Source organism: Noviherbaspirillum phoenicis, assembly GCF_047237965.1.
GTDB lineage: Bacteria > Pseudomonadota > Gammaproteobacteria > Burkholderiales > Burkholderiaceae_D > Noviherbaspirillum_A.
On the sequence record NZ_JBDFLX010000001.1, the window covers coordinates 3384746 to 3411491 of the forward strand.

The 26746-nt window shown below is 61.9% G+C and carries 12 protein-coding genes; 4 read left to right on the forward strand and 8 right to left on the reverse strand.

The annotated features are described in order from the left end of the window. Positions 1-69: 69 nt before the first annotated feature. The gene (locus ABC383_RS15270) at positions 70-10575 is read right to left on the reverse strand and encodes a putative Ig domain-containing protein (RefSeq protein WP_413014944.1); all 10506 of its coding nucleotides are present in this window, start codon (positions 10573-10575) and stop codon (positions 70-72) included. Positions 10576-10578: 3 nt separating this feature from the next. Here ABC383_RS15270 and ABC383_RS15275 point away from each other — a divergent pair, with 3 nt between their 5' ends. Further along, complete coding sequence (locus ABC383_RS15275) at positions 10579-10938, forward strand: hypothetical protein (protein ID WP_413014945.1); 360 nt, start codon at positions 10579-10581, stop codon at positions 10936-10938. 38 nt (positions 10939-10976) lie between these two features. Here ABC383_RS15275 and ABC383_RS15280 read toward each other — a convergent pair whose 3' ends face one another. The 7 genes from ABC383_RS15280 to ABC383_RS15310 all read right to left on the reverse strand — a co-directional run bounded on the left by ABC383_RS15280 (position 10977) and on the right by ABC383_RS15310 (position 21272). Next, on the reverse strand, positions 10977-12104 hold the full coding sequence (locus ABC383_RS15280; RefSeq protein WP_413014946.1) for a hypothetical protein: 1128 nt from the start codon (positions 12102-12104) through the stop codon (positions 10977-10979). Positions 12105-12194: 90 nt separating this feature from the next. Further along, complete coding sequence (locus ABC383_RS15285; RefSeq protein WP_413014947.1) at positions 12195-13313, reverse strand: hypothetical protein; 1119 nt, start codon at positions 13311-13313, stop codon at positions 12195-12197. A 99-nt stretch (positions 13314-13412) separates the two neighbouring features. Next, positions 13413-14540, reverse strand: coding sequence for a hypothetical protein (locus tag ABC383_RS15290; RefSeq protein WP_413014948.1), 1128 nt, complete (start codon positions 14538-14540; stop codon positions 13413-13415). Positions 14541-14585: 45 nt separating this feature from the next. Next, positions 14586-15878, reverse strand: a complete 1293-nt coding sequence (locus ABC383_RS15295; RefSeq protein ID WP_413014949.1) for a hypothetical protein — start codon at positions 15876-15878, stop codon at positions 14586-14588. 489 nt (positions 15879-16367) lie between these two features. Next, positions 16368-17831, reverse strand: a complete 1464-nt coding sequence (locus tag ABC383_RS15300; RefSeq protein ID WP_413014950.1) for a TolC family protein — start codon at positions 17829-17831, stop codon at positions 16368-16370. Then, complete coding sequence (locus ABC383_RS15305) at positions 17821-19164, reverse strand: HlyD family type I secretion periplasmic adaptor subunit (protein ID WP_413014951.1); 1344 nt, start codon at positions 19162-19164, stop codon at positions 17821-17823. The genes ABC383_RS15300 and ABC383_RS15305 overlap by 11 nt, the downstream gene beginning before the upstream one ends. Then, a complete protein-coding gene (locus ABC383_RS15310) occupies positions 19161-21272 on the reverse strand; it encodes a type I secretion system permease/ATPase (RefSeq protein WP_413016380.1) in 2112 nt (703 codons plus the stop codon). The genes ABC383_RS15305 and ABC383_RS15310 overlap by 4 nt, the downstream gene beginning before the upstream one ends. Before the next feature lie 629 nt (positions 21273-21901). Here ABC383_RS15310 and ABC383_RS15315 point away from each other — a divergent pair. The 3 genes from ABC383_RS15315 to ABC383_RS15325 are packed head-to-tail and all read left to right on the forward strand — an operon-like array spanning position 21902 to position 26743. Continuing rightward, positions 21902-24160, forward strand: coding sequence for an alpha,alpha-trehalose-phosphate synthase (UDP-forming) (locus tag ABC383_RS15315; RefSeq protein ID WP_413014952.1), 2259 nt, complete (start codon positions 21902-21904; stop codon positions 24158-24160). A gap of 1 nt (position 24161) precedes the next feature. Next, positions 24162-24959 (forward strand): trehalose-phosphatase, encoded by a 798-nt coding sequence (gene otsB / locus ABC383_RS15320; RefSeq protein ID WP_413014953.1) that lies wholly within the window; start codon positions 24162-24164, stop codon positions 24957-24959. Next, on the forward strand, positions 24956-26743 hold the full coding sequence (locus tag ABC383_RS15325; RefSeq protein WP_413014954.1) for a glycoside hydrolase family 15 protein: 1788 nt from the start codon (positions 24956-24958) through the stop codon (positions 26741-26743). Before otsB ends, ABC383_RS15325 begins: the two co-directional genes overlap by 4 nt. The last annotated feature ends 3 nt before the right edge of the window (positions 26744-26746 follow it).

The following is a 26746-nucleotide window of genomic DNA, read 5'->3' on the forward strand; positions in this document are numbered from 1 at the left end:
GTAATCCAGGCAGGCACCATGGGTACGCTGCCGACCCCGGTCAGGCCCGGGATCGGCGTAACGCAATTACTACTTCCAGCTTGCGGCCAGCACGGGTGCCAATGCTGCCTGGTACGCCGGCGGTAGGGTGGTTTGGCCGGGGAGGGGAGGCGAGAATGCTGCCATGGCTTGTACTAGCTGGTCGACCTGGGAGTCAGCCAGCAGCTTGCCATCATAGGTACGGAATCGCTCGACATGCTGGGCATTTTCCAAAGGCGAACCCTTGGACCAGAAATCCCATTTTTCGATCGTCATGGTGTCATTGCTGCCAATGATGCCGATTTCCAGGTCCCAGCGATTTGTCTTCCTGAACCACAGTTGATTAATGCTGATGCCGGCGCCCATCTGCAATGTGTCGCTGTTCCCGGTAGTGGAGTCGAAATCATTGATTCTGTCCGCCCCCATGCCGCGGTACATCATGTAGGTATCGTTGCCAGTTCCGCCATCAAGTTTGTCATTGCCCGCGCCACCATCCAGCAGGTCATTGCCTGCTTCGCCGTACAGCACATCGGCACCGGCTTCGCCATAGAGCGAGTCATTGCCGCCCCGACCGTTAAGGGTATCGTTACCTCCCTGACCACGCAAAACCTCCCCTTTTTCCGTGCCGTTGAGCACGACAGGCGCTATTTCGACATTGAGCCTGAATGCTGATACTGTAGTGCCGCCCTTGCTGTCATTAGCCATAATGCGCAGGTCGAGCGGTTCCAGGTTTGGCGGCGTGCCGCGCAGGGTGCGGGTTCCGGGAACGAATGTCAGCCAGGCAGGCAACGGTTTGCCATTCGCCATGCTCGCCGAGTAACTAAGCACGTCAGCACTGTCCACATCCTGGAACGTTTTCTCCGAAACGATCAGCTCGAACGGCTTCCCCTGAAAGGCGGTCTGATTGGAAACAGGGGCAATCAGCAGGGGCGCGTGGTTTTCATTGGCAATTGCCTGCACGGTTGAGCGCAGTGCTTCGTACTTGCCCGAGAGCGTGGTCTGCCCCGTGGGGGGAGGACCATAGCTCGCCATTGACTGCGCCAGCCGGTCAAGCTGACTGTCGAGCAGCACCTTGCCGTCCGCTGTCCTGATGCGCTCGATGCGTTGCGTGTTTTCCGAGGTCGATCCTCTTCCAAAATCCCACTTCTCTATCGTGATCGTGTCATTGCTGCCAATGATGCTGATTTCAAGGTCCCACGTATTTACCTTCCTGAACCACAACTGATCAATGCCTATCCCCGCGCCCAGTTGTAGCGTGTCAGTATTTCCGGCGGTGTAATCGAAGTCGCTAATCCGGTCCATGCCCATGCCACGGTAGACCAGGTAGGTGTCATTGCCGATACCGCCATCCAGCAGGTCATTGCCGGCGCCGCCATCCAGCAGGTCATTGCCATAGCCGCCGTAAAGCTGGTCGGCACCGGCTTCACCGTACAACATGTCATCGCCGCCATTGCCATAAAGCGTGTCGTCGTTGCCCTTGCCATGAATGATGTCGGCATTTTCAGTACCCTTGGCCAGAACGGGAGGTACTGCCACCGTAATATCGAATGTGCCACTGGCGGCCTTGCCCTTGTTGTCAGCTGCGGTGATACGGATGCTGACAACACCAACGGATGGCGGCGTGCCGCTGAATGTGCGTGTTGCCGGATCAAATGACAGCCATGAAGGCAGTGGTGCGCCACCTGCAGTGCTTGCGACGTAGCTGAGCGTGTCCTTGCTATCCACATCCGTGAAAGCATCGTTGGCAAAGCTGAATTGAAACGGCTTGCCTTGCAGGGCACTCTGCTGGGGCACCGGCGTGGCCAGGACTGGCGCGTGGTTTTCACTGGCGATTGCCAGAATGGCTTGACGCAATTCGGGATAAGGATTGCCGGTTTGGCCATTGGACGGGGGCGTGTAGGCCGCCATGGCGTTGGTCATGCGGTCGATCTGGGTATCCAGCAGCACCAGGCCATCAGCCGTTCTGAACTGCTCGATGCGTTGAACGCCTTCCCAGCCGGGTCCCTTGCGCCAGTATTCCCATGACCGTATCGTCATGCGATCTTCCGTGCCGATGATGCCGATGTCCAAATCCCACAACCCGTTTCTCTTGAACCAAAGCTGATCGATACCGATGCCAGCGCCAATTTGCAGCATATCGATATTGCCCGGCGTGGTGTCAAAGTCATCGATGATGTCCTGACCCATGCCGCGGTATAGGAAGTAGGTGTCGTTGCCGCTGGCGCCGTTGAGACTGTCGTCCCCGGCGCCGCCATCGAGTTTGTCATTGCCAGCGCCGCCAAAGAGCTTGTCGGCGCCATCCTGGCCATAGAGCAGGTCATCGCCGTCATCGCCGTACAGCACATCGTCTCCGTCCGCACCGCGAATGATATCCACGCCTCGCGTGCCAGTCAGCGTATCGGCTCCCGCCGTGCCGTCTATTCCTGGCAAGGTTGATACCGGCGGGCCGGTAAACAGCGGCGCCTCGATGTAGAGGCCAAAGGCCATGTTCGCTGTTGCGCCAGCATTGTCGGTGGCGGTGATGCGCAGGTTCAATGTGCCTGTGCCGGGAGGCGTGCCGGAAAGCTTGCGCAAGACGGGATCAAAAATCAGCCAGCTCGGCAAAGGACCGCCATCGTTCAAGGATGCTGCATAGCGTAAAACGTCCTTAGCGTCAGGGTCGGTAAATGTGTCCTGCGGCAGGACCAGTTGAAAAGCCTTCCCTTTTTGAAGCTTCTGGTCTGCAACCTTTGCAACTGCGCGCGGCGCATGATTGACATGCTGGACGTTGAGCTTGAAGCTAGCTGTAGCGCTTGCACCCGCCTTATCCGTGGCCGTGACCGCGATATCGATTTCGCCAAGCGCATCAGCTCCGGGTTTTGCGCTGAATGTACTGGTTGCCGTGTTGAAGCTCAGCCAGTCCGGCAGCTTGCCGCCTCCTTTCAGCGTCGCGGTGTATGCCAGCGCGTCTCCGGCGTCGATGTCGATGAAGGTATTGGCCGGCAAGGCATATTGAAACATGGCATCTTCATTAGCCTGCTGTGCCGCCAGGGGCTTATTGAGCAGGGGGGCATCGTTAACGTTGGCGACCGTGATCAGGAATTCGCTTCTTCTGATCGACGTTCCCGGTCCCGCGGTGGCTACCTTTACCGTCAACGCACCAACATCGGCATTGCCAGGCGTTCCCTCGAATGTGCGTGTGAGCGGGTCAAACTTCAGCCAGGCCGGCAAGGCGCCGCCGTTGGCCAGGGTGGCAATCAGCGGCAGCGCCGTGCCGTCCAATTGGGTGAAGGCCAGGGCTGGCAGGCCAAAGCGCACCCACTTGTCCTCGGTGACCAGCTGGTTTTGCAAGGCATCGAAGCTGGATGGAATCCGCCCCACGCGCTGCTCGATGTCGGCCGCCTGCCATACGGTGCCGTCGGCAAAGGCGATTCTTTCAATGGCATTTCCTGTGGCGGCGGACCACGGCGCCTCGATCTGCTCGCCGTTAACCAGTCTCAGCCGCAAGCCAGCGCTTGTTCGGTCCACCAACACATCATTGGCAGTGATGCCGGGCATCAGTGCAATGGTGTCCACCCCGCCAGCACTGCCAGCGGTTTCAACAATGACGTCCTGGCCGTCTCCGGCGCCGAAACGGTAAGTGTCATTGCCCGCGCCGCCATTGAGGATATCGCGGCCGCCGCGGCCTTGTAATACGTCATCGCCGTCGCCGCCATTGAGGAAATTGTCGCCGTCATTGCCTGTCAGCCGATTGTTCTGCGCGTTTCCCGTCCCTTGGATGGCTGCCTTGCCGGTGAGTTCGAGGTTTTCGAGGTTGGCGCCCAGTGTGTAGGAGACGGATGAGCGCACCGTGTCCTCGCCACTGTCGGCCGATTCGATCACTCTGTCGGCGCTGTCGTCGACGATATAAAGATCGTTGCCAAGGCCGCCAAGCATCGTATCCGCGCCCGCGCCGCCGTCCAGCGTATTGGCCGCGCTATTGCCGGTGATGCGGTTGTCCAGGCCATTGCCGTTGCCATTGATGGCATCATTGCCCGCCAAGATCAGCGCCTCGACTTCGCCTGGCAATTGGTAACTGACGGTGGACTTGACCAGGTCGAACCCGCCGCCAGCGACTTCGATGATACGGTCTCCTGCATTGTCCACCAGATAGGTATCATCACCGCTGCGGCCTTCCATGGTGTCGGCGCCAGCGCCGCCATCGATCAGATTGCCGCCAGCGTCGCCGGTCAACATATCAGCGCCAGCGCCACCGCTGATTTGGGGCGCCGCTGGTGGCGGCAACTGGAAGTGCATGACTGGAGCCACTGGCGCGCCTACAGGAAAAACCAGTGTGGGTGCTGGTGTTTCGGCCGGCAGCACGGTGGCATTCGGGTTTCCTGCGAACAGGAAGTGCGATGCATTCAGGCTCGCGGGTTCGATGCCCAACAGGTCCACCGATACTGTCTTGCCGTCGATGGTGGCCGACACCCGGGTAATGAACCGGTTAAGTGTCTTGCCTATCTTGAGCTGGCTAAAACCGGTCAGGCCCTTGATCATGCTCAGGTCGATGCGGTCCTTGCTGGGATCAAAATCCTTGATCAGGTTATAGCCGACCATGTAGGTGTCAATGAAGCCAGCTTGTGGCAAGCCGCTGTTATCGGGCATGAGCACGAAGCGATCCATGCCGCCGCCACCTATCCGCACGCCGATGTCCATCTTGCCGGACATGTCGATGCGACCCTGATCGCCATCAAGCAGCAGGATATCGTCGCCCTCGCCGCCATCGAGAAAGTCCTGGCCTGCACCACCCGAGAGCAGGTCGTTGCCGTCGCCGCCGTACAGGATGTCATCCCCGTCCAAGCCATACAGGAATTCGTCACCGGCGCCGCCTTTGAGCGCATCGTTGCCGGTCGTGCCATCAAAGCGTGTCTGGACAGGCGCGATCAAGGGCAGGGACGACTGCCATGCCGCCATGCTGCTGGCATCATCGAAGAAGCGGAACCGGGCCGCATCGATCGTACTGACTTGTTGATTGCGTAGCCACAGGATCTGGCCATCTCCAAGATCGACCCGCACATCGGCACCAACCTGGCTGCGCGTGAGCCTGGCGAAGTCAAGCTTGCCAAAACCAATTAGCGCAATCATGTCGCGCCCCTGAGCCATATCTTCCTGTCCAGCATCGAGAATGATGTCAACCGCACCGCTCTTCTTGCGAATGACGAACAGGTCGGCACCGGCGCCACCCGCAAGCGTGTCATTGCCAAGCCCGCCATCCAGGGTGTCATTGCCGCCACCGCCCCGCAGCGTGTCGTTGCCTTGTCCGCCTGCCAGCAGGTTGGCGAGCCCGTTGCCGATCAGGGTGTCATCGAATTCCCCGCCTATCGCATTGGCCACGGCTTGCGGGTTGGTCATGGTCAGGTCTGCGCCAGCAAGCCTTGCCTTGCCCACGCTCAGGTCGATGGTGCTGCCGCTGCTGATGGCGGCTGCATTGATGGTGGCGCCAGCGCCCGGGGCAACGGTGAGCACGTTGCGGCCGGCCTGTTTGGAAAGCTGGGCGTACTCATTGGTGTAGACATACTGCACAGGCGCGCTGCTTGCCGATCCATACACATTCATGCTCCAGCTGTTGAGCGTGCCGGTGGCGCCGCTGACGGCATCGGTCACGCGCAGCGTCCATGTGCCTTGCGGGGACTCGCCCCGCAACAGCGCGGAATCAAGCACGAAGCTGAGCCTGCTGGAATCCCTGAACAGCGCGTCGCCGCGATCGCTGGCCTGGCCCGGCGCCTTGCCCGGGCGGTTCACCAGCACCGACTCGGTGCCGGATGGCGAGCGCAATGTCACCACAAGATCACCCGGATTGGCATGCGTAATATCGAGCAGCACCTCTACATGCTCGATAACCAATGGTGCACTGTCGACAGTCAGCTTAGCCTCGGCGGCACTGCCATTGCCATCGGGGATCGCGAGGCCGATCTGGCCAGAAGCTGGCGGCGCGGCCAGGCGAACTTCATTGTAGGCAGTCTGCTGCGTGATCCAGCTTTCAGCCAGCCGCACCGCGGCGCGGGCGTCAACCTCGCCATAGCCGTAGTCATGCGATACATGCATGCCGCCGCCATTCCAGTTGCGGGCGCCATTGGTAGCCCAGGCCGTGCCGCTATCCTCGACCCGTGTTGCCGACAGCGCCAGTATCTGCTGCACGTCCCGGTAACCGAGGTTCGGGTTGGCCTCCAGCATCAGCGCCACAATGCCCGACACAATGGGCGTGGCGAAGCTGGTGCCCTGCGCGGTCTGGGCGTCCGCGCCAAAGCTGCTGCCGCTGGCGTTGCGGATCAGTTGCGATGTGGAGGTGACATTGGAGCCCGGCGCAGACACCAGAATGCTGGCCCCCGGACTGGAGAAGGGCTGGCCGCCAAATTGCAACGCGCCCAAGTCGGATGTGGCATTGATGGCGCCAACCACGATGCTGGAGCGGCTGTTGGATATGTTGGAGTAATTGGTGTTCCCGCCTTCAGCGCGATCATTGCCGCCCGCGCTGACGATGATGGTGCCCAGGCCGCCGCGGCCATCCCAGATGGCGTCGAGATAACTTTGCGCCATGATGCCTAGCCCCACCGGCACGAACCGCAGCCCGAAGTTGGTGGTGCCTCCCCAGCTATGATTGACCACGTCATAGCGTTGCATCTGGTCCAGTGCGGAAAAGTCCCCGCCATCGATCCAGTAGCCCGCCACGGTGGCGTCATAGGCAACGCCCACGCCGCCTTCGCCATTGTTGGCCGCTGCCATCACGCCCGCCACCAGGGTGGCATGGTTGCTGAACCTGTCCTGGCTGCCCTCGCCAGCCAGTCGGCCAGGTGTGGCATTGGCCAGCCAGAAGGGATCGACATTGGCCTTCAGGTCGGAATGCCGGTAGTCGAAAATTTCCTTGGTCATCGCAAACGAGCCGCCCGGTTCGAACTGGGCGATGCGCACGCCCTTGCCGGTGTAGTCCTTCCATACCGGCAGGATGTTGGCCGCGGACAGATACCACTGGTCCACCGTCAAGGGGTCGCGCGGCATGTCGGGTGTTCTGAGATAAACCGCGGCGCGCATGGTGGCTGTCTTGCCGGTGGCGCGGTCCACCACGTCGGTTGTCTCGCCGCCGCTGGCGTTGCCGACCGTATATTTGAAGCCCATGATGCCGCCATAGCCGGATGCCGGCGTGAAGAGCACATCGCTATTGGCGGTCAGGGAGGCCGTGCCGCCCGTCACATCGTGCAGCGCCGTGATCTTCAACGCGGCGCCCTGGAAGCTGATGTCATTGGCCAGCAATTGTTTGCCGGCGATCAAATGCGGTTGGGTGCGATCGAAGGCGATGCCGGCGGCATCCCGGTCCAGCACATCCCTGACAGGCAATGGGCTGGTCAGTCCATTGCCGCCGCTGCCGGGAATATCCACCAGGCCGACATCGCTGAAGTTCGCCTTCTCGACGCCGCGCACGAAGTCGGTGCCGTCGCGCCCGGCTACCGTATCGGAAATCCAGATGCCGTCATCGCCCTTGCTGATGCGGTAGTCCGCAAAGCTGCCGGACAATTCGAGCACGTCCACGCCATCGCCGCCATCGATGCGGTCGTCGCCATTGCCGCCGCGCAGGATATCGTTGCCGGCACCGCCCGAAAGCACATCGTCGTCCAGGCCGCCATCAAGCAGATCGTTGCCGGCGCCGCCCAGCAGGGTGTCGGCGCCGCGGCCGCCGCGCAGCACATCATTGCCGGCGCCGCCATCGAGATAGTCGTTGTCATTCTCGCCGTCCATTGCATCGTTGGCCGAGCCGCCCACCAGAATGTCGCCACCGTCGCCGCCGCGCATGAACACGCTGCCACGGCCACCGCCGATGAACACATCCTTGCCCCTTCCACCCTGCGCGATTTCCACGCCGGCCTTGGTCATGTCGAGGGACACGCCCTTGTCGCCGATCACCTGCGCGATGTCCATGCCGGCACCGCCCTGGATATTGGCCTGCAGATCGTCGCTATCGATCAGCAGCACATCATTGCCAGCGCCGCCATCAAGGCGGTCGCTGCCCTGGCCACCCGCCAGCCAGTTGTTGCCCGCATCGCCAATCAGGGTGTCGTTGCCGGCGCCGCCAACGGCGTTGTTGACGCCCTTGGCCGCGAGGTCGATCCGTTCACCCTGCGCTGATCCGGCGACATAGGCCTTGAGCGCATCGTCGCTCTGCACCACCCGGCCCGTGCCGTCAGCGCGGCTGATGCTGCCCAGCGGATTGGCCAGGAAGTTGGCTGCCAGCGCTTCCCGCGTCACGCCCGACTGCACGAAGCTGCCACGGGCCAGCACCTCGTTGCCATCCCGTATTTCACCGGATTGCGCCTGGCTGGCCAGGTCGATGCGGCTGATGCCCAGCTCACTCATGGACTTGAGTTCGCTGCGTTCGCCGGCATCGAGTTCGCCGTCGCCATCGGTATCGATCCAGCTCTTGCCATCCTGGTTGGCGTCGACCCATATCTTCACGCTGTTCCAGGCTGCATCGCGGCTGTCGAATTGTCGGTCGCCATTGCTGTCCAGGCTGGCCAGCGCGGCGAAGCCATTGGCATAGCGTTTTTCGCCGGGATTGCCGGCGCTGCCCGGCCTACCGCCAAAGTATTCAGACAGCAGCTCACTGCTGTTGCGGATGCGGCCATCGCCGTCGAGGTCTTGCACCACCAGTCCATCGGCGGCGCTGACCCAGCCGGTCTGTTCCCGCGAGCCGCCATCATTGTCGATATCGAACAGCACGCCGGAGGTGGTGAAGCTGGTCAGCCGCACGCCGTCGCCGTTCAGGTCCAGCACCAGCGGGTCAGTAGGCCAGGTGAACTGGGCTTGTGCATTGCCGATATTGAGCCAGCTGCCCAGGATATCCGGCAAGCTGTTAAAGAAACCGGTGCCCAGCATGCTCAGGTTGGTGCTCATGACCGGCGTGGCAAGGTTGCCGTTGCCGGGCCGGAAGTCATTTGAAAGAATCTGGGTATAGGCGGCTGCCGCGGTGTTGTCGACGTGGCCGAATTGGCTCTGGTTCTCGTTGAGGCGGCTGGCATCGGTGCCCAGCACCCACCCGGCGCCGGAAGAGACCACGCCTTGCTCAACCCGGGAAGCTTCGGCATTGAAGTCGCTGGCCGCAGTCTTCTCCGCCTTGCCGCTGGCGGGCGTGGGATTAATGAACAGGGAAAACACATCGGCGCCGGGCAGCACGACCTTGGTGCCTGGCGCCATGCTCATATCGGCCGAGAGATTGCTGTTGGCCTTGACCAGGTCCGGCAGCGCAATGCCGGTGTCGCGGGCAATGCTGGCCAGCGTCTGGTGTGCAGCGTCGGCGTACAGCACATCGGCGCTGTTGATGGTGGCCACCGTGCTTGCCGGCTGGGTCGCCACGAAGGCGCCGCTGCCGTACGAGCCATAGTTGCCGACATAGCTCGTCATCGACCATGGCGCATAGTCGCGGATCACGGTGCTGCCGTTTGCGCCGGGCGTGCTGATGCGCACCACGCTGGCGGGCAGGAGATCGACCATGTCTTCCGGGTTGAGCAGCACGGTCGTGCCGCTGGCGCCGATGCGCAGCATGCCTTCGCCGTCGGCATTGCGAAAGCTGGTAGTGCCATCCGGCCGGTTCAGGGTGACATTGCCTTCCAGGTCATAGGTGCGGCGTGAGCCATCGGCATAGTGGACGATGGTGCGGTCGCTGCCGGAATCGACCACCACCACCAGGCCTGTTTGCGGGTCGGTGTGAATGACGCGGGTGTAGCCGGCTTCCGGCTTGGGCAAGCTGGGCAGCACCGGCGACTTCGATCCCAGCGCCTTGCCGGCGAACAGGCCGGCGAGAAAGGTGCCTATGGCCACGGCAGGATGGGCGAGCGACCCGATCCGCAGCACGCCTTCGACGAACACCCCCGCGACCTTGGCCAGGGGCTCGAACATGCCCAATTCCTGTTGCAGGTACTTGGAGGCCGAGGCGGCGGTTTCACCGGGCGCCGACAGCATGATGCCGGCATAGCCGGCGGCGCTGAGCGATACCCAGTTGTTTTCCACCAGCTGCGCGCCGGCCAGCTCGGACGTGACCGCATTGATGCTCTGGTGGGTATAGAGCGGCGGCATGGCGATCGGCTTGACTCTGGTGAAGTCATAGTCGATGTTGGACAGGCCGGCGGTAAAGCCGTAATTCATCTGGTGTCGCGATGCGACCGAGCTATAGGTATCGCCCGGCGCATCGATCTGGAAATAGCGCCCGGGACTGCCGCCCCCCATGGCGGTGACGGCATCGTAGCCGCTCTTGTCGTTGTAGACGGTGAGGTTGATGATGTTGGCGGACTGGGCGAATGTCTTGACGTTGTTGGCGATGCCGAGGTAGTCGGCGGCATAGTTGGCGCCGAGGGGGACGACGTTGGTGATGGTGAATTGGTCTGCGGTGAGGCCGAGGCGGGGGATTTCCTTGGTAGTACTTGTCTCGGGTAAGCCGTAAACCAACAGGCTGGGCATGATGATGGCTGGCACCGCGGATAGGCTGTCGCCGCCGACGATGAAGTGCAGCTTGCTGATACCACCGGCTTCGACGCCTAGTTTCGAAATCAAGTTTTGAAAGTTACCATTTTGTGCGAGCCATGCCGCCTGGTCCGCGCCCATCAGGGAAATGTCGGACCGGGTATCAGGCATGTCGCGCCCGACACCATTGGTTCCGGCGATGCCGATGCCGACCTCTTTGGTTTGCGGGTTATAAGCGACAAACATATCCGCGCCGGTATTTTTGCTGGGTGCGCTGTCGTCCTTGAATATACCTCTGACTATAAACTCGGTCGGAATGGACAGGTTCAGCGGATTGTGTCCGGGCCGCCCGGCAGTAGTGCGGTCGTCAATGTATACCAGGGGCTGGTTATTGACGATGCCGCCACCATTATTCAAGGCGTAGGCGGTTTGCGTCATTCCAACGCCGATTGACGCGCGGCGTGCTTCGGCTGCTGTAAGGGCTGCATTGTTCATTGTGTTTGTCCTTTGCATAATTCAATCAACTTAGGAGGATTAGCGCGAATCAGGCTGCGACACCCGTCTGGCGAGACCTGATCCAGGCCCCATGGCTGCTTTAGAACACGCTTCAACTTTCCAGCTTTTTCATCGACCCAGTACAAGCCGTTGAGTCCGATGCTGTACTGCACATAGACGAACATGCCTGGCTTGGCCCAGTAACTAGTGCCATAGCCCCCTAGTTGCCTGCCAGGCCTCCGCAATTCCTGGATCAGGGAGGGCAAGGGTAGGGTCTGAATTTGTTCGCTCGAAAACAACCAGGCATTGCGTTTCACGTTGTCGCATCCAGGACTTCCACTCGACCAGGAACTTCGGGTGTAGTAATGATTCATCCATGGCAAGTAGGCTGGCTCGGGAAAGAGGTTGCAGCTCTGGTCGATTTCTAGGGTCCACTTGGTTTTGCCTTCAGGACTTACTAGTCGTATGTCGCCACCCAACGCTTCATCGAGAAGCCCATCGCCTGCCCGCAACGAACCTAGCATGTGTCCCTTGCCGAAGTTGTGATCTGCGTTGTCGTAGAAGCGGCAAGAAAAGGGATCCAGCATGCCGAGTTCATGCGGGCGCTTGAAGCGGTTCAGCGTTTGGCCCAGCGTACCGCTCAGGAAATAGCGCGTATCCTCTTTCGTATCGCCGGGCTGGACAGTGTCAAAGTAAGGCAGCGCATAGTCCTGCACCAGGATTTGTCCTTCCAGTCCCAGGCACCAGAGGTCACCGCGATGCGGCGTCTCTTCGTAGGTGCCGGCATCGACGTCATAGATGATGATCTTCGAGCGCTCGTCGCTGCGCGCTTCCCAGCCGGGCAGCTTGCGCACGGTGTAGATCAGGCGGTGGTTGTCGACCCAGAAGATTTCCCTGAGCCTGGGTTGTGGCATGCCATGAAGCGTCCTGACGGGGAAGGTGCCTTCCGCTTCCTCGAACAGTGTCTGCAGCTCGGGCGGGATAGGACGCTCGCTTGCCTGTGATGTTGGCCAGGCATGACAGGTGACAGCGACGCATAGTGCTAGGCAGAGCAGGGTGGCGTGCATGCCGATAGCCGCAAAGCTGCGCCAGGCGCGCTGCCCTATTGCTTCCATGGCCGTCATGCCTCTTGCGAGAGGATTAGTACACATGACAGTTGTGACTTGCGCTTATCGCCACACGGCGTGCTTCAGTTTGCGTCAGGGCTGCATTGTTCATTGTGTTTGTCCTTTGCATAGTTCAATTAAGACAGCAGGAGTTGTCATCACAAGGTTTCTGCACCCATCGGGTGAAAGTCTTTGGAGGTGCCACTGTTTCTTGAAGACCCGTTTCAATTTCCCAGCTTTTTCATCGACCCAGTACAGACCGTCAAGGCCAATGCTGGATTGCACAAAGACGAACATGCCCGGCCTGGCCCAATAGGTAACGCCATCGCCTCCCAGCCGACTGTCGGGTTTGCGCAGTTCTTGTATCAGCGCTGGAAGATGTAGAGTTTGAATCTGCTCGGTGGAAAACAACCAAGAGCTTTCACTTTCGTTCTCGCAGCCCTGCCTGGAGCTGGACCATGCCGCGTAGGAGAAATATCGGTTTAACCAAGGCAGGTAGACTGGCAGAGCAAATGAATTGCAACTGCGGTCTGCATAGACGGACCATGGCACTTTCCCATCCGGAGTAATCAATCGGGTGTGCCCCTGCAAGGTTTGATCGAGTACCCCGTCGCCCGGCCGCAAAGCTCCCAACATGTGTCCCTTGCCGAAGTTGTGGTCCGAGTTGGAATAGAAGCGGCAGGAAAACGGGTCCAGCATGCCAAGTTCATGTGGGCGCTTGAAGCGGGTCAGCGGCTGGCCCAGCGTGCCGCTGAGAAAGTAGCGCGTGTCCTCCTTTGTATCGCTGGGCTGGACAGTGAAAGAGTAAGGCAGGGCATAGTCCTGCACCAGGACCTGCTTTTCTAGACCCACGCACCATAGATCGCCACGATAGGGCGTTTCTTCATACGTTCCCGCATCGACGTCATAGATGATGATCTTCGAACGCTCATCGCTGCGTGCTTCCCAGCCGGGCAACTTGCGCGTGGTGTAGATCACATGCTGATTGTCGAGCCAGTAGACACCAATATTCTGCGCTTCAGGCATGCCATGCAGAGTCTTGATCGGGAAGGTGCCCTCGGCTTCCTCGAACAGCGCCTGCAGCTCGGGAGGTATAGGGCGCTCGCTCGCCTGTCGTGTTGGCCAGGCATGGCAAGTGACCGCGACGCATAGCGCCAGGCATAGAAGGGTAGCGTGCATGCCGATAGCCGCAATGTTGCACCAGACGCGCTGCCCTATTGCTTCCATGGCCGATATGCCTCTTGCCGGAGGATTAGTACACATGACGGTTGTAACTTGCGCTTATCGCCACGCGGCGTGCTTCGGATTCGTTAAGGGCTGCATTGTTCATTGTGTTTGTCCTTTGCATAGTTCAATTAAGACAGCAGGGGTTGTCATTACAAGGTTTCGGCACCCATCGGGTGACACTCTTTGGAGACGCCAAGGGTTTTTGAAGACGCGTTTTAATTTCCCAGCTTTTTCATCAATCCAATACAGGCCATTAAGTCCGGTGCTGTATTGCACATAGACGAACATGCCTGGCCTAGCCCAGTATGTGGTGCCATTACCGCCGAGTTGGCGATCGGGTTTTAGTAATTCCCGGATAAGGCCAGGCATGGACAGGGTTTGAATTTGTTCGGTCGAAAATAACCAAGCGTTCTGTTCTACGTGGTCACAGCCTTGCATTCCGGTAGACCAGGAAGTTTGGGTGTAATAGCGGTTCATCCACGGCAGGTAGACCGGCTCGGGGAAAAGGTTGCAACTCCAGTCGATTTTTATGGCCCACTTGGTTTTCCCTTCAGGGCTGACCAGCTGTATGTCTCCGCCCAGTGTGCTATCGAGCACGCCATCACCGGGCCGCAACGCGCCTAGCATGTCTCCCATGCCGAAGTTGTGATCGGCGTTGTCGTAGAAACGGCATGAGAAAGGAACGAGCATGCCGAGCTCATGCGGGCGCTTGAAGCGTGTCAGGGGCTGGCCCAGCGTGCCGCTGAGGAAGTAGCGCGTATCTTCTTTCGTATCGCCGGGCTGGATAGTGAAAGAGTAAGGCAGGGCATAGTCCTGCACCAGGACCTGCCTCTCGGTGCCCAGGCATTTGAGATCACCCCGATAGGACGTTTCTTCATACGTTCCCGCATCGACGTCATAGATGATGATCTTCGAACGCTCATCGCTGCGTGCTTCCCAGCCGGGCAGTTTGCGTACGGTGTAGATGGCGCGGTGGTTGTCGAGCCAGTAGACACCAATATTCTGCGCTTCAGGCATGCCATGCAGAGTCTTGATCGGGAAGGTGCCCTCGGCTTCCTCGAACAGCGCCTGCAGCTCGGGAGGGATAGGGCGCTCGCTCGCCTGTCGTGTTGGCCAGGCATGACAAGTGACCGCGACGCATAGCGCTAGGCATAGAAGGGTAGCGTGCATGCCGATAGCCGCAATGTTGCACCAGACGCGCTGCCCTATTGCTTCCATGGCCGCCATGCCTCTTGCGAGAGAATTAGCGCACATGACGGTATTGACTTGCGCTTATTGCCACGCGAGGTGCTTCGGCTTCTGTAAGGATCGCATTGTCCATTGCATTTGTTCCTTGCATAGTTCAATCAACCTGGGAGGATTGGTATTAATCAGGCTGCGACACCCGTCTGGCGAGATCTGGTCCAGGTCCCACGGCTGCTTTAAAACACGCTTCAACTTTCCGGCCTTTTCATCGACCCAGTACAGGCCGTTGAGTCCATTGCTGTACCGCACGGAAAAGAACATGCCTGGCTTGGCCCAATAAATGGTGCTTTGGCTCCCGAGCCCACGCACAGGCTTTTGCAGTTCATCCAATAGGCGAGGCATGGTCAGGGTCTGGATCTGAATCTGAATCTCTTCAGCCGAGAACAGCCAGGTGTTTCGGTTCGCGTGGTTGCATCCCGGCTTTCCACCCAGCCAGGTGCTTCGGATGTAGTAGCGGTTTATCCATGGCATGTAGACCGGCCCGGGAAGAAGGTTGCAGCTCTGGTCGATTTTTAGAACCCACTTGGTATTTCCCTCCGGGCTGACCAGCCGTATGTCGCCACCTGGCGCTTCATCGAGAACGCCGTCACCCGGCCGCAAGGGACGCAGCATGTGTCCCTTGCCGAAGTTGTGATCCGCGTTGTTGTAGAAGCGGCAGGAAAAGGGATCCACCTGGCGGATTTCAGGTGTGCGTTCGATGTGGGTCAGGGGCTGGCCCAGCGTGCCGCTGAGGAAATGGCGCGTGTCCTCTGCTGTATCCCCGGGCTGGATAGTGAAAAAGTAAGGCAGCGCGTAGTCCTGCACCAGGATCTGGCCTTCCAGGCCCAGACACCACAGGTCGCCGCGATAGGGCGTCTCTTCGTAGGTTTGGGCATCGATGTCGTAGATGATGATCTTCGAACGCTCGTCGCTGCGCGCCTCCCAGTCGGGCAGCTTGCGTACGGTGTAGATCACACGATGGTTGTCGACCCAGGAGATTCCCCTCATCCGGGGTTGCGGCATGCCATGCAGTGTCATGATAGGGAAGGTGTCTACCGCTTCCTCGAATAGCTCCTGCAGCTCGGGCAGGATGGGCCGTTCGCTTGCCTGTGATGTTGGCCAGGCATGGCAGGTGACAGCGGCGCATAGCGCCAGGCAGAGCAGGGTGGCGTGCATGCCGATAGTCGCAAGCTTGCGTCGAATGCGTTGCCACAAGGCCTCTACGTTCGCCGTGCGCCTGGTGCAATGTTCAGCGGCCATGGCGGCTTGGGCGCATGTCTGAGGTGGCTCGGTGCTCGCACGTGAAGCAAAGGGCCGGTCCAATGCTGCGGGTGTGGTCATGCATGCGTCTTCATGTGGCCGAGGGCGCAAGAACACGACAATCCATCCGGGAATTCCAACAGCCATTCTTGCCATCGATGTACTCCTCAATCGGTCAGTCAACAGGCGAAAACGCCAGACGCCATGCGGGGCGTCGGGGTTGATGCAACGACGGGAATGCGGCTGATGCGGGAGGTGGTGCTACATCCGGAGCTTGTGCGTGCCGGGAAGCGATGCGCTTGCGTCATGTAGCGGCCATCCATCGGATGGCGTAGGCAGGTGGCGATCCTATGCCGTGATGCAAGTCGCGCAAAAGACTGTTTGGTTCGTTAAACAATTGGCGGGAAGACTGACTGCGTTTCCTGCGCAGTGTGGGCTGCTACCGGTTCTGCGCCAGATTTTGCGCCTGGTCAGTCTCTCGCTGACTGCCTGTTTCCAGCACCGCACGCAAGCCGGTTGGGCCGACATTCGTCACAGTCCCTCATTGCCTGCCCGGATCGCAATGCCCGTTTACTTCGCCAGCGCCCAGCGACCCAGCCTGCCGGCCGCGGCGAGCAGCCGCAGTTTCGCCGATCGCCATTCGGCCTGGCAGCGCAGGCGCTCCTGTTGGGCATCGTCGTGGGCGCTTTGCGTGTTGAGCAGGTCCTGGATCGAGGCGGCATTGCGCTCGTATCTGCGTTGGACCGAATCGCGCGCACGGCCGGCTGCGTCGAGCAGGCTTTGCGACATGTCCAGATTGGCCAGCGCGGCACGGGCATCGGCATGGGCCTGGGCCACTTGCAGCATGACCTGTCGTTGCGCATCACGCAGATCGGCTGCCTTTTGTTCGGCCCGTGCCTGGGCGTCGCGGATCCGGTAGGAATGGGAAAAGCCGTCGAACAGCGGAATGCTGAGCGTGACGCCCACCGTGGTTTCCCTGGTATCGCGCAGGGCGCCCTGGTTGGGACGGCCATTGATATACAGCGCGCTGTTGAAATCCAGCCTGGGCAAGCCTTCGGCCTGAACGGCGGCGATGCCTTGGCGGGCGGCTGCCAGTTGCGCGCGCGCGGCCAGCAGCGCCGGGTGCGTGGCCTGAGCCTGCTCGAACCAGCTGTCGAGCTCGCGGCGCAGCACATGGTCCGGATCGGCGAGATCCGTGGCCAGCGTGAGGCGGCTGCCCGCCGGAATGCCAAGCGCAGACACCAGTGCTGCCAGTGCCCGACGATAGGCGCCTTCCGCGCGGCTGCGCTCCAGTCCTGCCCTGGCCAGCGCGGTGGCGGCCTGCAGGGTGTCGGTTTGCGCCGCGCCACCACGCAGCTCGCGCCGGGTCACCGTTTCCAGCATCGCCTCTGCCATGGCTTCCTGGCTTTGCCGCGCATCCCATGCGGCCTGTGCGGTCTGCGCGTCGAAATAGGCCTGCACCACCTCCGCCAGGACTTTCTGCACACTGGCATCGTGACTGGCGAGCGCGGCATCGAGCAGCAACCGTGCTGCGTCCGCGCTGGCTTGCCGGGCGCCAAAGTCAAACAGGCGCCAGTTCAGGCTGGCCGAGTAGGAAGAACTGGCAATGCCGACCGGGCCGTCTGGCATGCCAGACGTGCTCTGTCGGCTGTGCAGCCGGCTGGCGCTCAGGGAAAGGCTGGGCAGGAAGGCGGCCCTGGCCGTGCCGAGGCCGGCTGCCTGAATCCGGATCGCGGCCCAGGCGCCTTGCAGTTGCGGGCTATGACACAGCGCCAGGTCCACCGCGTCGGCCAGGCCCAGCGCCGCAGGCAAGGCCGGCTCGGCGGGGCATGGCGCCACATGGTCGTCGCCGGGCAGCGTGGCGCCGGTGGCGATCACGGGCGGCAGGGTTGACAATGGGTCGGCGTGCGGCGGGAAGATCTGGTGCGGCAGGGCTTGCGCGCTGGTCCCGGCGGCATGGAACAGGGCCAGCGTCAATGCCAATGCCAGCGCAGCCATTTTTTGCCGCCGATGGCGTTGCCGTTCAACGTTCATGCAGCGCCTCCCTCCGGTGCTGCATCAGCGGCGAGAGCACATAGGCAATGATGCGTCGTTCGCCGGTTCTGATTTCCACGTTGGCCGCCATGCCCGCGCTCAATGGCATGGCCTTGCCGTCGACCATGATGCTGTCGCGCTGGAGCGCCACCCTGACTGCATAGATCAGCCCCTTCTTTTCGTCCTGCGTGGCGTCGCGCGAGACCTGCCGGACGATGGCCGGGACCGTGCCATAGCGGGTGTAGTCAAAGGTGTCGATCTTGACCTCGGCATGCTGGCCTTCGTGCACGAAGCCAACGTCGCGGTTCTCGACAAAAGCCTCCACTTCCAGGCGGTCTTCCCGCGGCACGATCTGCATCAGCGCTTGCGCGGCCGGCACGACGCCGCCGACGGTATGCACCGCCAGCTGCTGCACCGTGCCATCCACTGGCGCGGTCAGGCGCAGCAGCCGGCCATGCTCGCGAGCGCGACGGGCGTCCTGCCCGCTGGCGGCGGCCACGCGCTGGCCCTCGGCCCGGGCGTCCAGGGCATCCTTGCGCATCTGGGCAATCAGCGCGGCACGCTGGCTTCTGGCCTCGGCCAGATGACCGGCCAGCTCGATTCTGGCGCGCTCCTTGTCCTGCCAGGCATGCAATGCGACATCGCCCTGCTGCGCCAGCACCTTGTAGTCCTCCGCCTGTCTGGCCGCCAGCGGCAGCGCCGCCGCATGATGCGCAATGCTGTCATCGATTTGCGCCAGCCTGGCCCGAAAGTCACGGTACTGGCCGTCGAGGTGGCGGCGCGCCGCTTCCCATTGAGCAGCCGGCACCGCCGGCAGCGGCGGCAGGCGGGGAGGCCGCAAGCCGTCGATGGCGGCTATCATGGCCTGCGACCGGGCCGCCAGCAGCATCGCGGCAGCGGCGTCGCCACTGGCCTTGTCATGTTCGGCATCCTGCATGCTGGTGTCGAGCTCGATGAGTAGGTCGCCCGCCTTGACTGACTGGCCCTCGCTGACATGCAGGGCGCGCACGCTTGCCACGTCCACCGACCCGATGGTCTTGGTGCGCGCCGAAGGAATGATCTTGCCGTTGGCATTGACGATGATGTCCACTTGGCCCAGCACCGACCACAGCAGCACGAACAGCACGATGGCCATCAGGATGCGGCCGGTCCAGCGCAAGGTGGGTGAGTCGGGCCGTTCCTGGAGCGCCAGGCCGGCGGGTAGAAACTCTGCTTCCTCGCGCTTGAGAAAGCCGGTGCGCATTGCATCGCGCTGCTTCCAGTAAAGCGCGAAGGTGCGGTAGTAGCGATCAAGCAGGCTGCTCAGGGCCTGCAGGCGATGACGGATGCTCATGGCGCCTTGTCCCCGCCACTGGCATGGTGAAGATGGACCGATTGCAGGCGGAAGAGATGGCTGTATATGCCTTCGGGTTGCCGGAGCAGCTCCTCGTGGCTGCCCGTCTGTACGATCTGGCCGCGCTCCAGCACCACGATCCGGCTGGCGTCACGCACGGCGCTCAAGCGGTGGGCAATGATGAGCACGGTACGCCCGGCGCAAATCTGCCGCATGTTGTCCTGGATGATGCTTTCCGATTCATAGTCCAGGGCACTGGTGGCTTCGTCGAAGATCAGAATGCGCGGATTGCCAATCAGCGCGCGCGCGATCGCAATGCGCTGGCGCTGTCCGCCGGACAGGCCGGTGCCGTGTTCGCCCACCAGCGTGTCATAGCCTTCCGGCAGTTCGCAGATGAAGCCGTGCGCGCCGGCCAGCCGGGCCGCTTCGATGATGCGTTCAATCGGCATGGTTGGATCGGCCAGCGCAATGTTGTCTCTGACGGAACAGGAAAACAGGGTGTTTTCCTGCAGGACCACGCCGATCTGCTGGCGCAGCGAGGCGGTGTCGATGATGGCGATATCCTGGCCATCCACCAGCACCCGGCCCCGGTCGGGAACGTAAAGCCGCTGCACCAGCTTGGTCAGCGTGCTCTTGCCCGAGCCGGAACGTCCGACGATGCCGATGACTTCGCCCGGTCTGATGCGCAACTGCACCTGGCGAATTACATCGGGCGCATCGGCGTGATAACGAAAGGACAGCTGATCGAATTCGATAGCGCCGGCGATGCGCGGAATGCGGGTCTTGCGGCCGCTGACTTCGGTTTGGGCATTGAGCACGTCGCCCAGCCGGCTCATGGAAATGCCTACTTGCTGGAATTCGTTCCAGAGCTGGGCCAGCCGTAGAATCGGCGAGGAAACCTGGCCGGCCAGCATGTTGAATGCCACCAGTTCGCCCACGCTGAGCTTGTTGTCGATCACCAGCAGCGCGCCCAGCCACATGATGGCGGCTGTCACCAGCTTGGAGATGAGGCTCACGCCGCCGCTGGCCAGGAGGCTGATGTTGGCGCTCGATAGTCCGGCCGCCACGTAAGCGGCCAGTTGCTTGTCCCACTTGCGCTGCCAGCAGGGCTCGACGGCCATCGCCTTGACCGTCTCGATGCCGGCCAGCGTCTCCACCAGGAAGGCCTGGTTTTCCGCGCCCCGGTTGAACTTGTCGTTGAGCCTGGCCCGCAACAGGGGCGTGCACAGGAAGGACAATGCCAGATAGGCCGGAATGGATAGCACCACGATCAACGTCAGCTGCGGGCTGTACCACAGCATGACGCCGAGGAAGACAACGGAAAATACGCTGTCGAGCAACAGCGTGATCGCATTGCCAGTTAGGAAAGCGCGGATATTCTCCAGTTCGCGGATGCGGGCAACCGAGTCGCCCACCCGGCGCGCCTGGAAATAACGAATGGGCAGGCCCAGCAGATGCCCGAACAGCCGTGTGCCCAGTTCGACATCGATCTTGCTGCTGGTGTGCGCAAACGCGGCGCTGCGTATGCCAGAGAGCAAAGCCTCGAACACCGTGGCGGCGATCAGGCCGATGGCGATCACGTTCAGGGTTTTCATGGCATGGTTGACCAGAACCTTGTCCATCACGACCTGGAAGAACAGGGGCGTGACCAGGCCGATGATTTGCAGCACGAGTGAAATCAGCAGCACCTCGCCGAGCGTCTTGCGGTACTTCACCACCGCCGGGATGAACCAGCTAAAGTCGAACCGCGCCATGGCGCCTGCAAAGCTGGCCCTGCTCGTGAAATAAATCAGTTCACCGGTCCACTGCGCCATGAAGGCATGCAGCTCGATGACTTCCGGCGGCTGGCCCGGGCGCTGGACGAGGACACGGGCTGGCGTGTGCTGCCTGTCCACCCGGCCGAGGATGAAGCTACGCCCAGCATGGTCCATGGCTATCGCTGGCAGCGGGGCTTGTTCCAGGCGATCCGGATCCTGCTTCACAAGTCTTGCCTTCATCCCGATTTCTCTGGCCGCCAGCAGGATGGCCTGCGTGCTGAAAGCTTCCTGCCCGAACTGGTGCCGCAACTGCGCCGCATCGGCCGCGATGCCATGCAGCTTGCTCATCATGAGCAGGCATTGCAGGCCGGTGTCGGTGTCGTGCGCATGATTAAGCGCGTCCGCAGCCAGGGATGGGGCGTTGGTTGACGCGGTATTGCACTGCCCGGGAATGTCATGGGGGTTTGGCATGTCAATGAGCGATGGCTTGTTTGCATTGCGGTCCGTGCGGTTCTTGCCGGCCGGACCAAACACGGTTTAATGGTTGCGAGAAGGCAACTGATAAATCGCAATCTGCTTATAGCGGTTACATGGAAAAGCGCAAGGGAACGACCTGATGGGCACCATCAGGCAGGTCAGACTACGTAATGTGAAGGCCGGTAATTGCAGCGCCAGATCCTGGCATGGGCGGGTGGCACGCTTCGCGCACACTGTTTGCACAGACGCCGGACGTCATGGGCTTGGCAGGTCGTGTCCAGGCAAATCGAGGCGCAAGGTTAAATCGATCTTCTTACGCAGGGAAAAGATGTTTATGTGTGAAAACATTCGCAGGGTCAACCGGTCATATCAACGTTCTAAGTGATATGGCGCACCATTCATGCTGCGGCGTTGCCGCATACTGAACTTCGTCCGATCGTCTCCGCCGGAACTGTTCATTTCCGGCGCTGTCCGTTGAAAGAGGGAAAACAACAGAAGAGCTCATGTCACTGCAATCTTTCCGACTATCCATCCGGTTCATTCTTCCGCTCGCCCTGGCGCTGGGTCTGTTCGCCTATGCGGTGGTGCCGCTGGTGGATGACATGACGCTGCGCTGGTTCGTGCGCGATCTCGATGCGCGGTCGCAGATGGTGTCGTCGGCGCTGCAGGAGCCCTTGCAGGAATATGTGCCCCGCGGGGAAGACCGGCGCATTGCCCAGCTGCTGGACCGCTCGGTGCAGGAGGGACGGCTGTCGTCGCTGGCGTTCTGCAGCCCGCAGGGCACCCTGGTCTACAAGACCCTGGGCTATCCGGATGCGCTGGGCTGCCCGCCCAGCAACTACACCCAGCCGATGCGACAGTCTCTGATCACGCTGCCGCGCGGCGCGCGCATCCATGTCACCGAAAGCACCTTGCGCAACGGCGCCCAGTACCTGGGCAAGCTGATCCTGGTGCATGACATGAGCTACATCGAGCGCCGCAGCGCCGATGCGAAGAAGTACGTGATCGCGCTGTTTGCGCTGCTGGCGGTGGTGGTGTCGCTGATTACGGTGTTCGTCGCCCACCTGAGCTGGCGCGGCTGGATCAACTCGATGCGCCGGCTGCTGCGTCCGAACGTCAATGCGTCGCAGTCGCAGAATGCCTATGCGCCGCCGGAGGTGCAGCCGCTGGTGAGCGACCTGCGCGCCCTGCTGCATGAGTACAACGTCGAGCGGCGCAGCCAGGAAAACTCGGCCGCGGTATGGAATGCCGACAAGCTGCGCGCGCTGCTGCATGACGAACTGGCAGGTGATGAAGTGCTGGTGGTATCGAACCGCGAGCCCTATATCCATACCCGCACCGCCAATGGCATCGAGGTGCGCCGCCCCGCCAGCGGCCTGGTGACCGCGGTGGAGCCGGTGATGCGGGCCTGCTCCGGCACCTGGATCGCCCATGGCGCCGGCAGCGCCGACCGCGAGACTGTGGACGACCACGACCGGGTGCCGGTGCCGCCGAAGAACCCGGCCTATACCTTGCGCCGGGTCTGGCTGACCAAGGAAGAGGAGCAGGGCTATTACTACGGCTTTGCCAACGAGGGCCTGTGGCCGCTGTGCCATATCGCCCATGTGCGGCCAGTGTTCCGCTCTTCCGACTGGGACGAATATGTAAAGGTCAACCAGCGCTTTGCCGATGCGGTGATTGCCGAAGCCCATACCGAAGACCCGGTGGTGCTGGTGCAGGACTATCACTTCGCGCTGCTGCCGCGCATGGTGCGTGAGAAACTGCCGCGCGCCACTATCATCATGTTCTGGCACATTCCCTGGCCCAACCCGGAGTCCTTCGGCATCTGCCCGTGGCGCGAGGAAATCCTCGAAGGCCTCCTGGGCAATACACTGCTGGGATTTCATACGCCCTTTCACTGCAAGAATTTTCTGGAAACCGTGGACCGTTACCTTGAAACCCGCATCGAGCATGAAGCCTCGACCATCTCCTATGGCGGCGACCTGACCCAGGTCGAGCCTTATCCCATCTCCATCGCCTGGCCGGAGGAGCCGTATGCCGAGACCATCGAGCAGTCGCGTGAATCGGTGCGGCGCGAACTGGGCCTGCCGCGCGACCACCTGATGGCCATCGGCGTGGACCGGCTCGACTACACCAAGGGCATCCTGGAGCGCCTGCAGGCGGTGGAGCGGATGCTGGAGCTGCATCCTTCGATGGCCGGACGGTTCACCATGGTGCAGATCGCCGCGCCCAGCCGCACCTCGCTGGAGGAGTACCAGAACCTGGAAGCGCGGGTGCGGGCACTGGCCCAGCGGGTCAACCTGAAGTATGGCGCCAGCGGCATCGACCCGATCATGCTCAAGATCGAGCACTACGAGTCGGACCAGGTGATGCGGTACTACCGCGCGGCCGATGTCTGCGTGGTGACCAGCCTGCATGACGGCATGAACCTGGTGGCCAAGGAATTCATCGCCTCGCGCGACGATGAGCGCGGCGTGCTGATCCTGTCGCAGTTCACCGGCGCGGCGCGCGAATTGCACGAGGCGCTGATCATCAATCCGTACCACGTGGAACAGGGCGCCGATGCGCTCTACCGGGCGCTGACCATGCCCGAGATGGAGCAGCGCGAGCGCATGCGCAGCATGCGTAGCCTGGTGCGCGACTTCAATGTCTATCGCTGGGCCGGCCGCATGCTGCTGGACGCGGCGCGCCTGCGCCGGCGCGAGCGCATCACCGCCAAGATCCACTCCCACAGCCGGCGTTCGCTGCGCAGGGTGATGTGAGATGAGCGACCTCTTCGACCAGGCGGGCATGCGCCGCCTCGACCAGATCGTGCAGCCCGGCATGCTGTGCGTGTTCGACTTCGACGGCACGCTATCGCCCATCGTGCCCCAGCCCGACAGCGCCTGCCTGCCGCCCGAGGTGCGCGAGCGGCTGGTGCGCCTGACCAGCCTGGCACCGGTGGCCATCCTCACCGGCCGCTCGCTGACGGACATCCACAAGCGGCTTGGCTTCGAGCCGCATTACGTGGTCGGCAACCACGGCCTGGAAGGCGTTCCGGGCTGGGAAGCCAGAAGCAGCCGTTACGCGGCCGACTGCGCGGCATGGCGCCAGGCGCTGGAGCTTGCGCTGCGCGACCGGCAGCGCTTCGATCCGGGCATCCGACTGGAAGACAAGCACTATTCCCTGTCCATCCACTATCGCATGGCGCGCGATCCGGCATTGGCCGAGCGGCGCCTGTCGGCGCTGTTTGCGACGCTGTCGCCGCCGCCGCGCGTGGTGGCCGGCAAGTATGTCTATAGCCTCATGCCGCAGGACGCCACCCACAAGGGCCATGCGCTGGAAGAGCTGATGCAGCAGACCGGCGCGGCCACTGCGATCTACGTGGGCGACGATGTCACTGATGAGGATGTGTTCCGTCTGAAGCGGCCCGACCTGCTGACGGTGCGCATCGAGCCGCATCCCGACACCGCCGCCGAATTTCACCTGCCGGCCATGCCGGACATCGTGCGCCTGCTGGACGAGCTGGTATGCCGGCTCGCGCGGCAGTCGCAGGCACTTTCCAACAGGACCCCCGCATGAATACACTCGACCTCGGACTGATCGGCAACTCCCGCACCAATGCACTGATCGACAAGAACGCTTCCATCGTCTGGTGGTGCTATCCCTATTTCGACAGCGACCCGCTGTGCAGCGCGCTGCTGCAGGGCGAGCGCAAGGAAGACGGCCATGGCAGCATCGACGTGGTGTTCGAGCATTCCCGTCTGGTGGAGCAGCGCTACGAGCGCAACTCGGCCATTCTGGTGACCCGGTTTCAGGACGATGCCGGCAACGCCATCGAGGTAACCGACTTCGCGCCGCGCTTCCGGCTGCACGGCCGCCTGTTCTCGCCGTCGATGCTGGTGCGCATCGTGCGCCGCACCGCCGGCCGGCCGCGCATTGCGCTGCGGGTGCGGCCCTCCGTGGACTATGGCCGGGCGCGCGCCGAGACCCGCTGCGGCGCGCATCATATTTCCTATGTCGGCTCCGCCCAGTCCATGCGCCTGACCACGGACGCCGCCATTACCGCGATCACCGATGAAAAGCCGTTCTTCCTGCAGGACTCGGTGACCCTGCTGATGGGGCCGGATGAAACCGTGGCCGGCTCGGCGCGCGAGGTGGGCCGCTCCTTCCACGAGCAGACCCTGGGCTACTGGCGCAACTGGGTGCGCAACCTGGCGATTCCCTTCGAGTGGCAGGACGTGACGATACGCGCGGCCATTACCCTGAAGCTCAATGCCTTCGACGATTCCGGCGCGGTGATTGCCGCAGTCACCACCTCGATACCCGAAGCGCCCCATAGCCGGCGCAACTGGGACTACCGCTTCTGCTGGCTGCGCGACGCCTACTTCGTGGTCAATGCCTTGAACAGCCTGGGCGCCACCGGCACCATGGAGCGCTATCTCGACTACATCCTGAACATCATCGCCGACAGCCGCGACGCGCCGCTGCAGCCGGTGTATGGCATACGGCGCGAGGCGGTGCTGGAAGAGCGGGAAGAGCCGCACCTGGCGGGCTATCGCGGCATGGGGCCGGTGCGGGTCGGCAATTCGGCTTACTTCCAGGTGCAGAACGACGTGTTCGGCGCGGCGGTGATGGCCAGTACCCATGCCTTCTTCGACACCCGCATGGAGCGGCCGGCCGGGCACCAGATGTTCCAGGACCTGGAGCGCCTGGGCGAACAGGCCATTTTGAACTACAACGTGCCCGACGCCGGCATCTGGGAGCTGCGCGGCCAGAAGCGGGTGCATACCTTCTCCAGCATGATGTGCTGGGCCGCCTGCGACCGGCTCGCCACCATCGCCGCGCGCCTGGGCCTGGACGAGCGCGCTGCCTACTGGGGCGGCCATGCGCAGGAGATCCACCGCGTGATCTGCGAGTCGGCATGGAACGAGGAACTGGGCAGCTTCGTCTCCACCTTCGGCGGCGACCGCCTCGATGCCAGCCTGCTGCTGATGGGTGAATTCCAGTTCCTGGCGGCCGACGATCCGCGCTTTGCCAGCACGGTGCACGCTACCGAGAAGCATCTGAAGCGCGGCGAATTCCTGTTGCGCTATGACGAGGAAGACGATTTCGGCCTGCCGGAAACCGCCTTCCTGGTCTGCACGCTGTGGTGGATCCTGGCGCTGGCGCAGATCGGCGAGAAGGAGAGGGCGCGCAGCCTGTTTGAAAAGGTGCTGGACCGCCGCAATCATCTCGGCCTGCTGTCGGAAGACGTGGCGCCCGAGAGCGGCGAGATGTGGGGCAACTTCCCGCAGACCTACAGCATGGTGGGCCTGATCCAGTGCGCGGCCCGCCTCTCGATTTCCTGGGACGACGCTTACTGATGG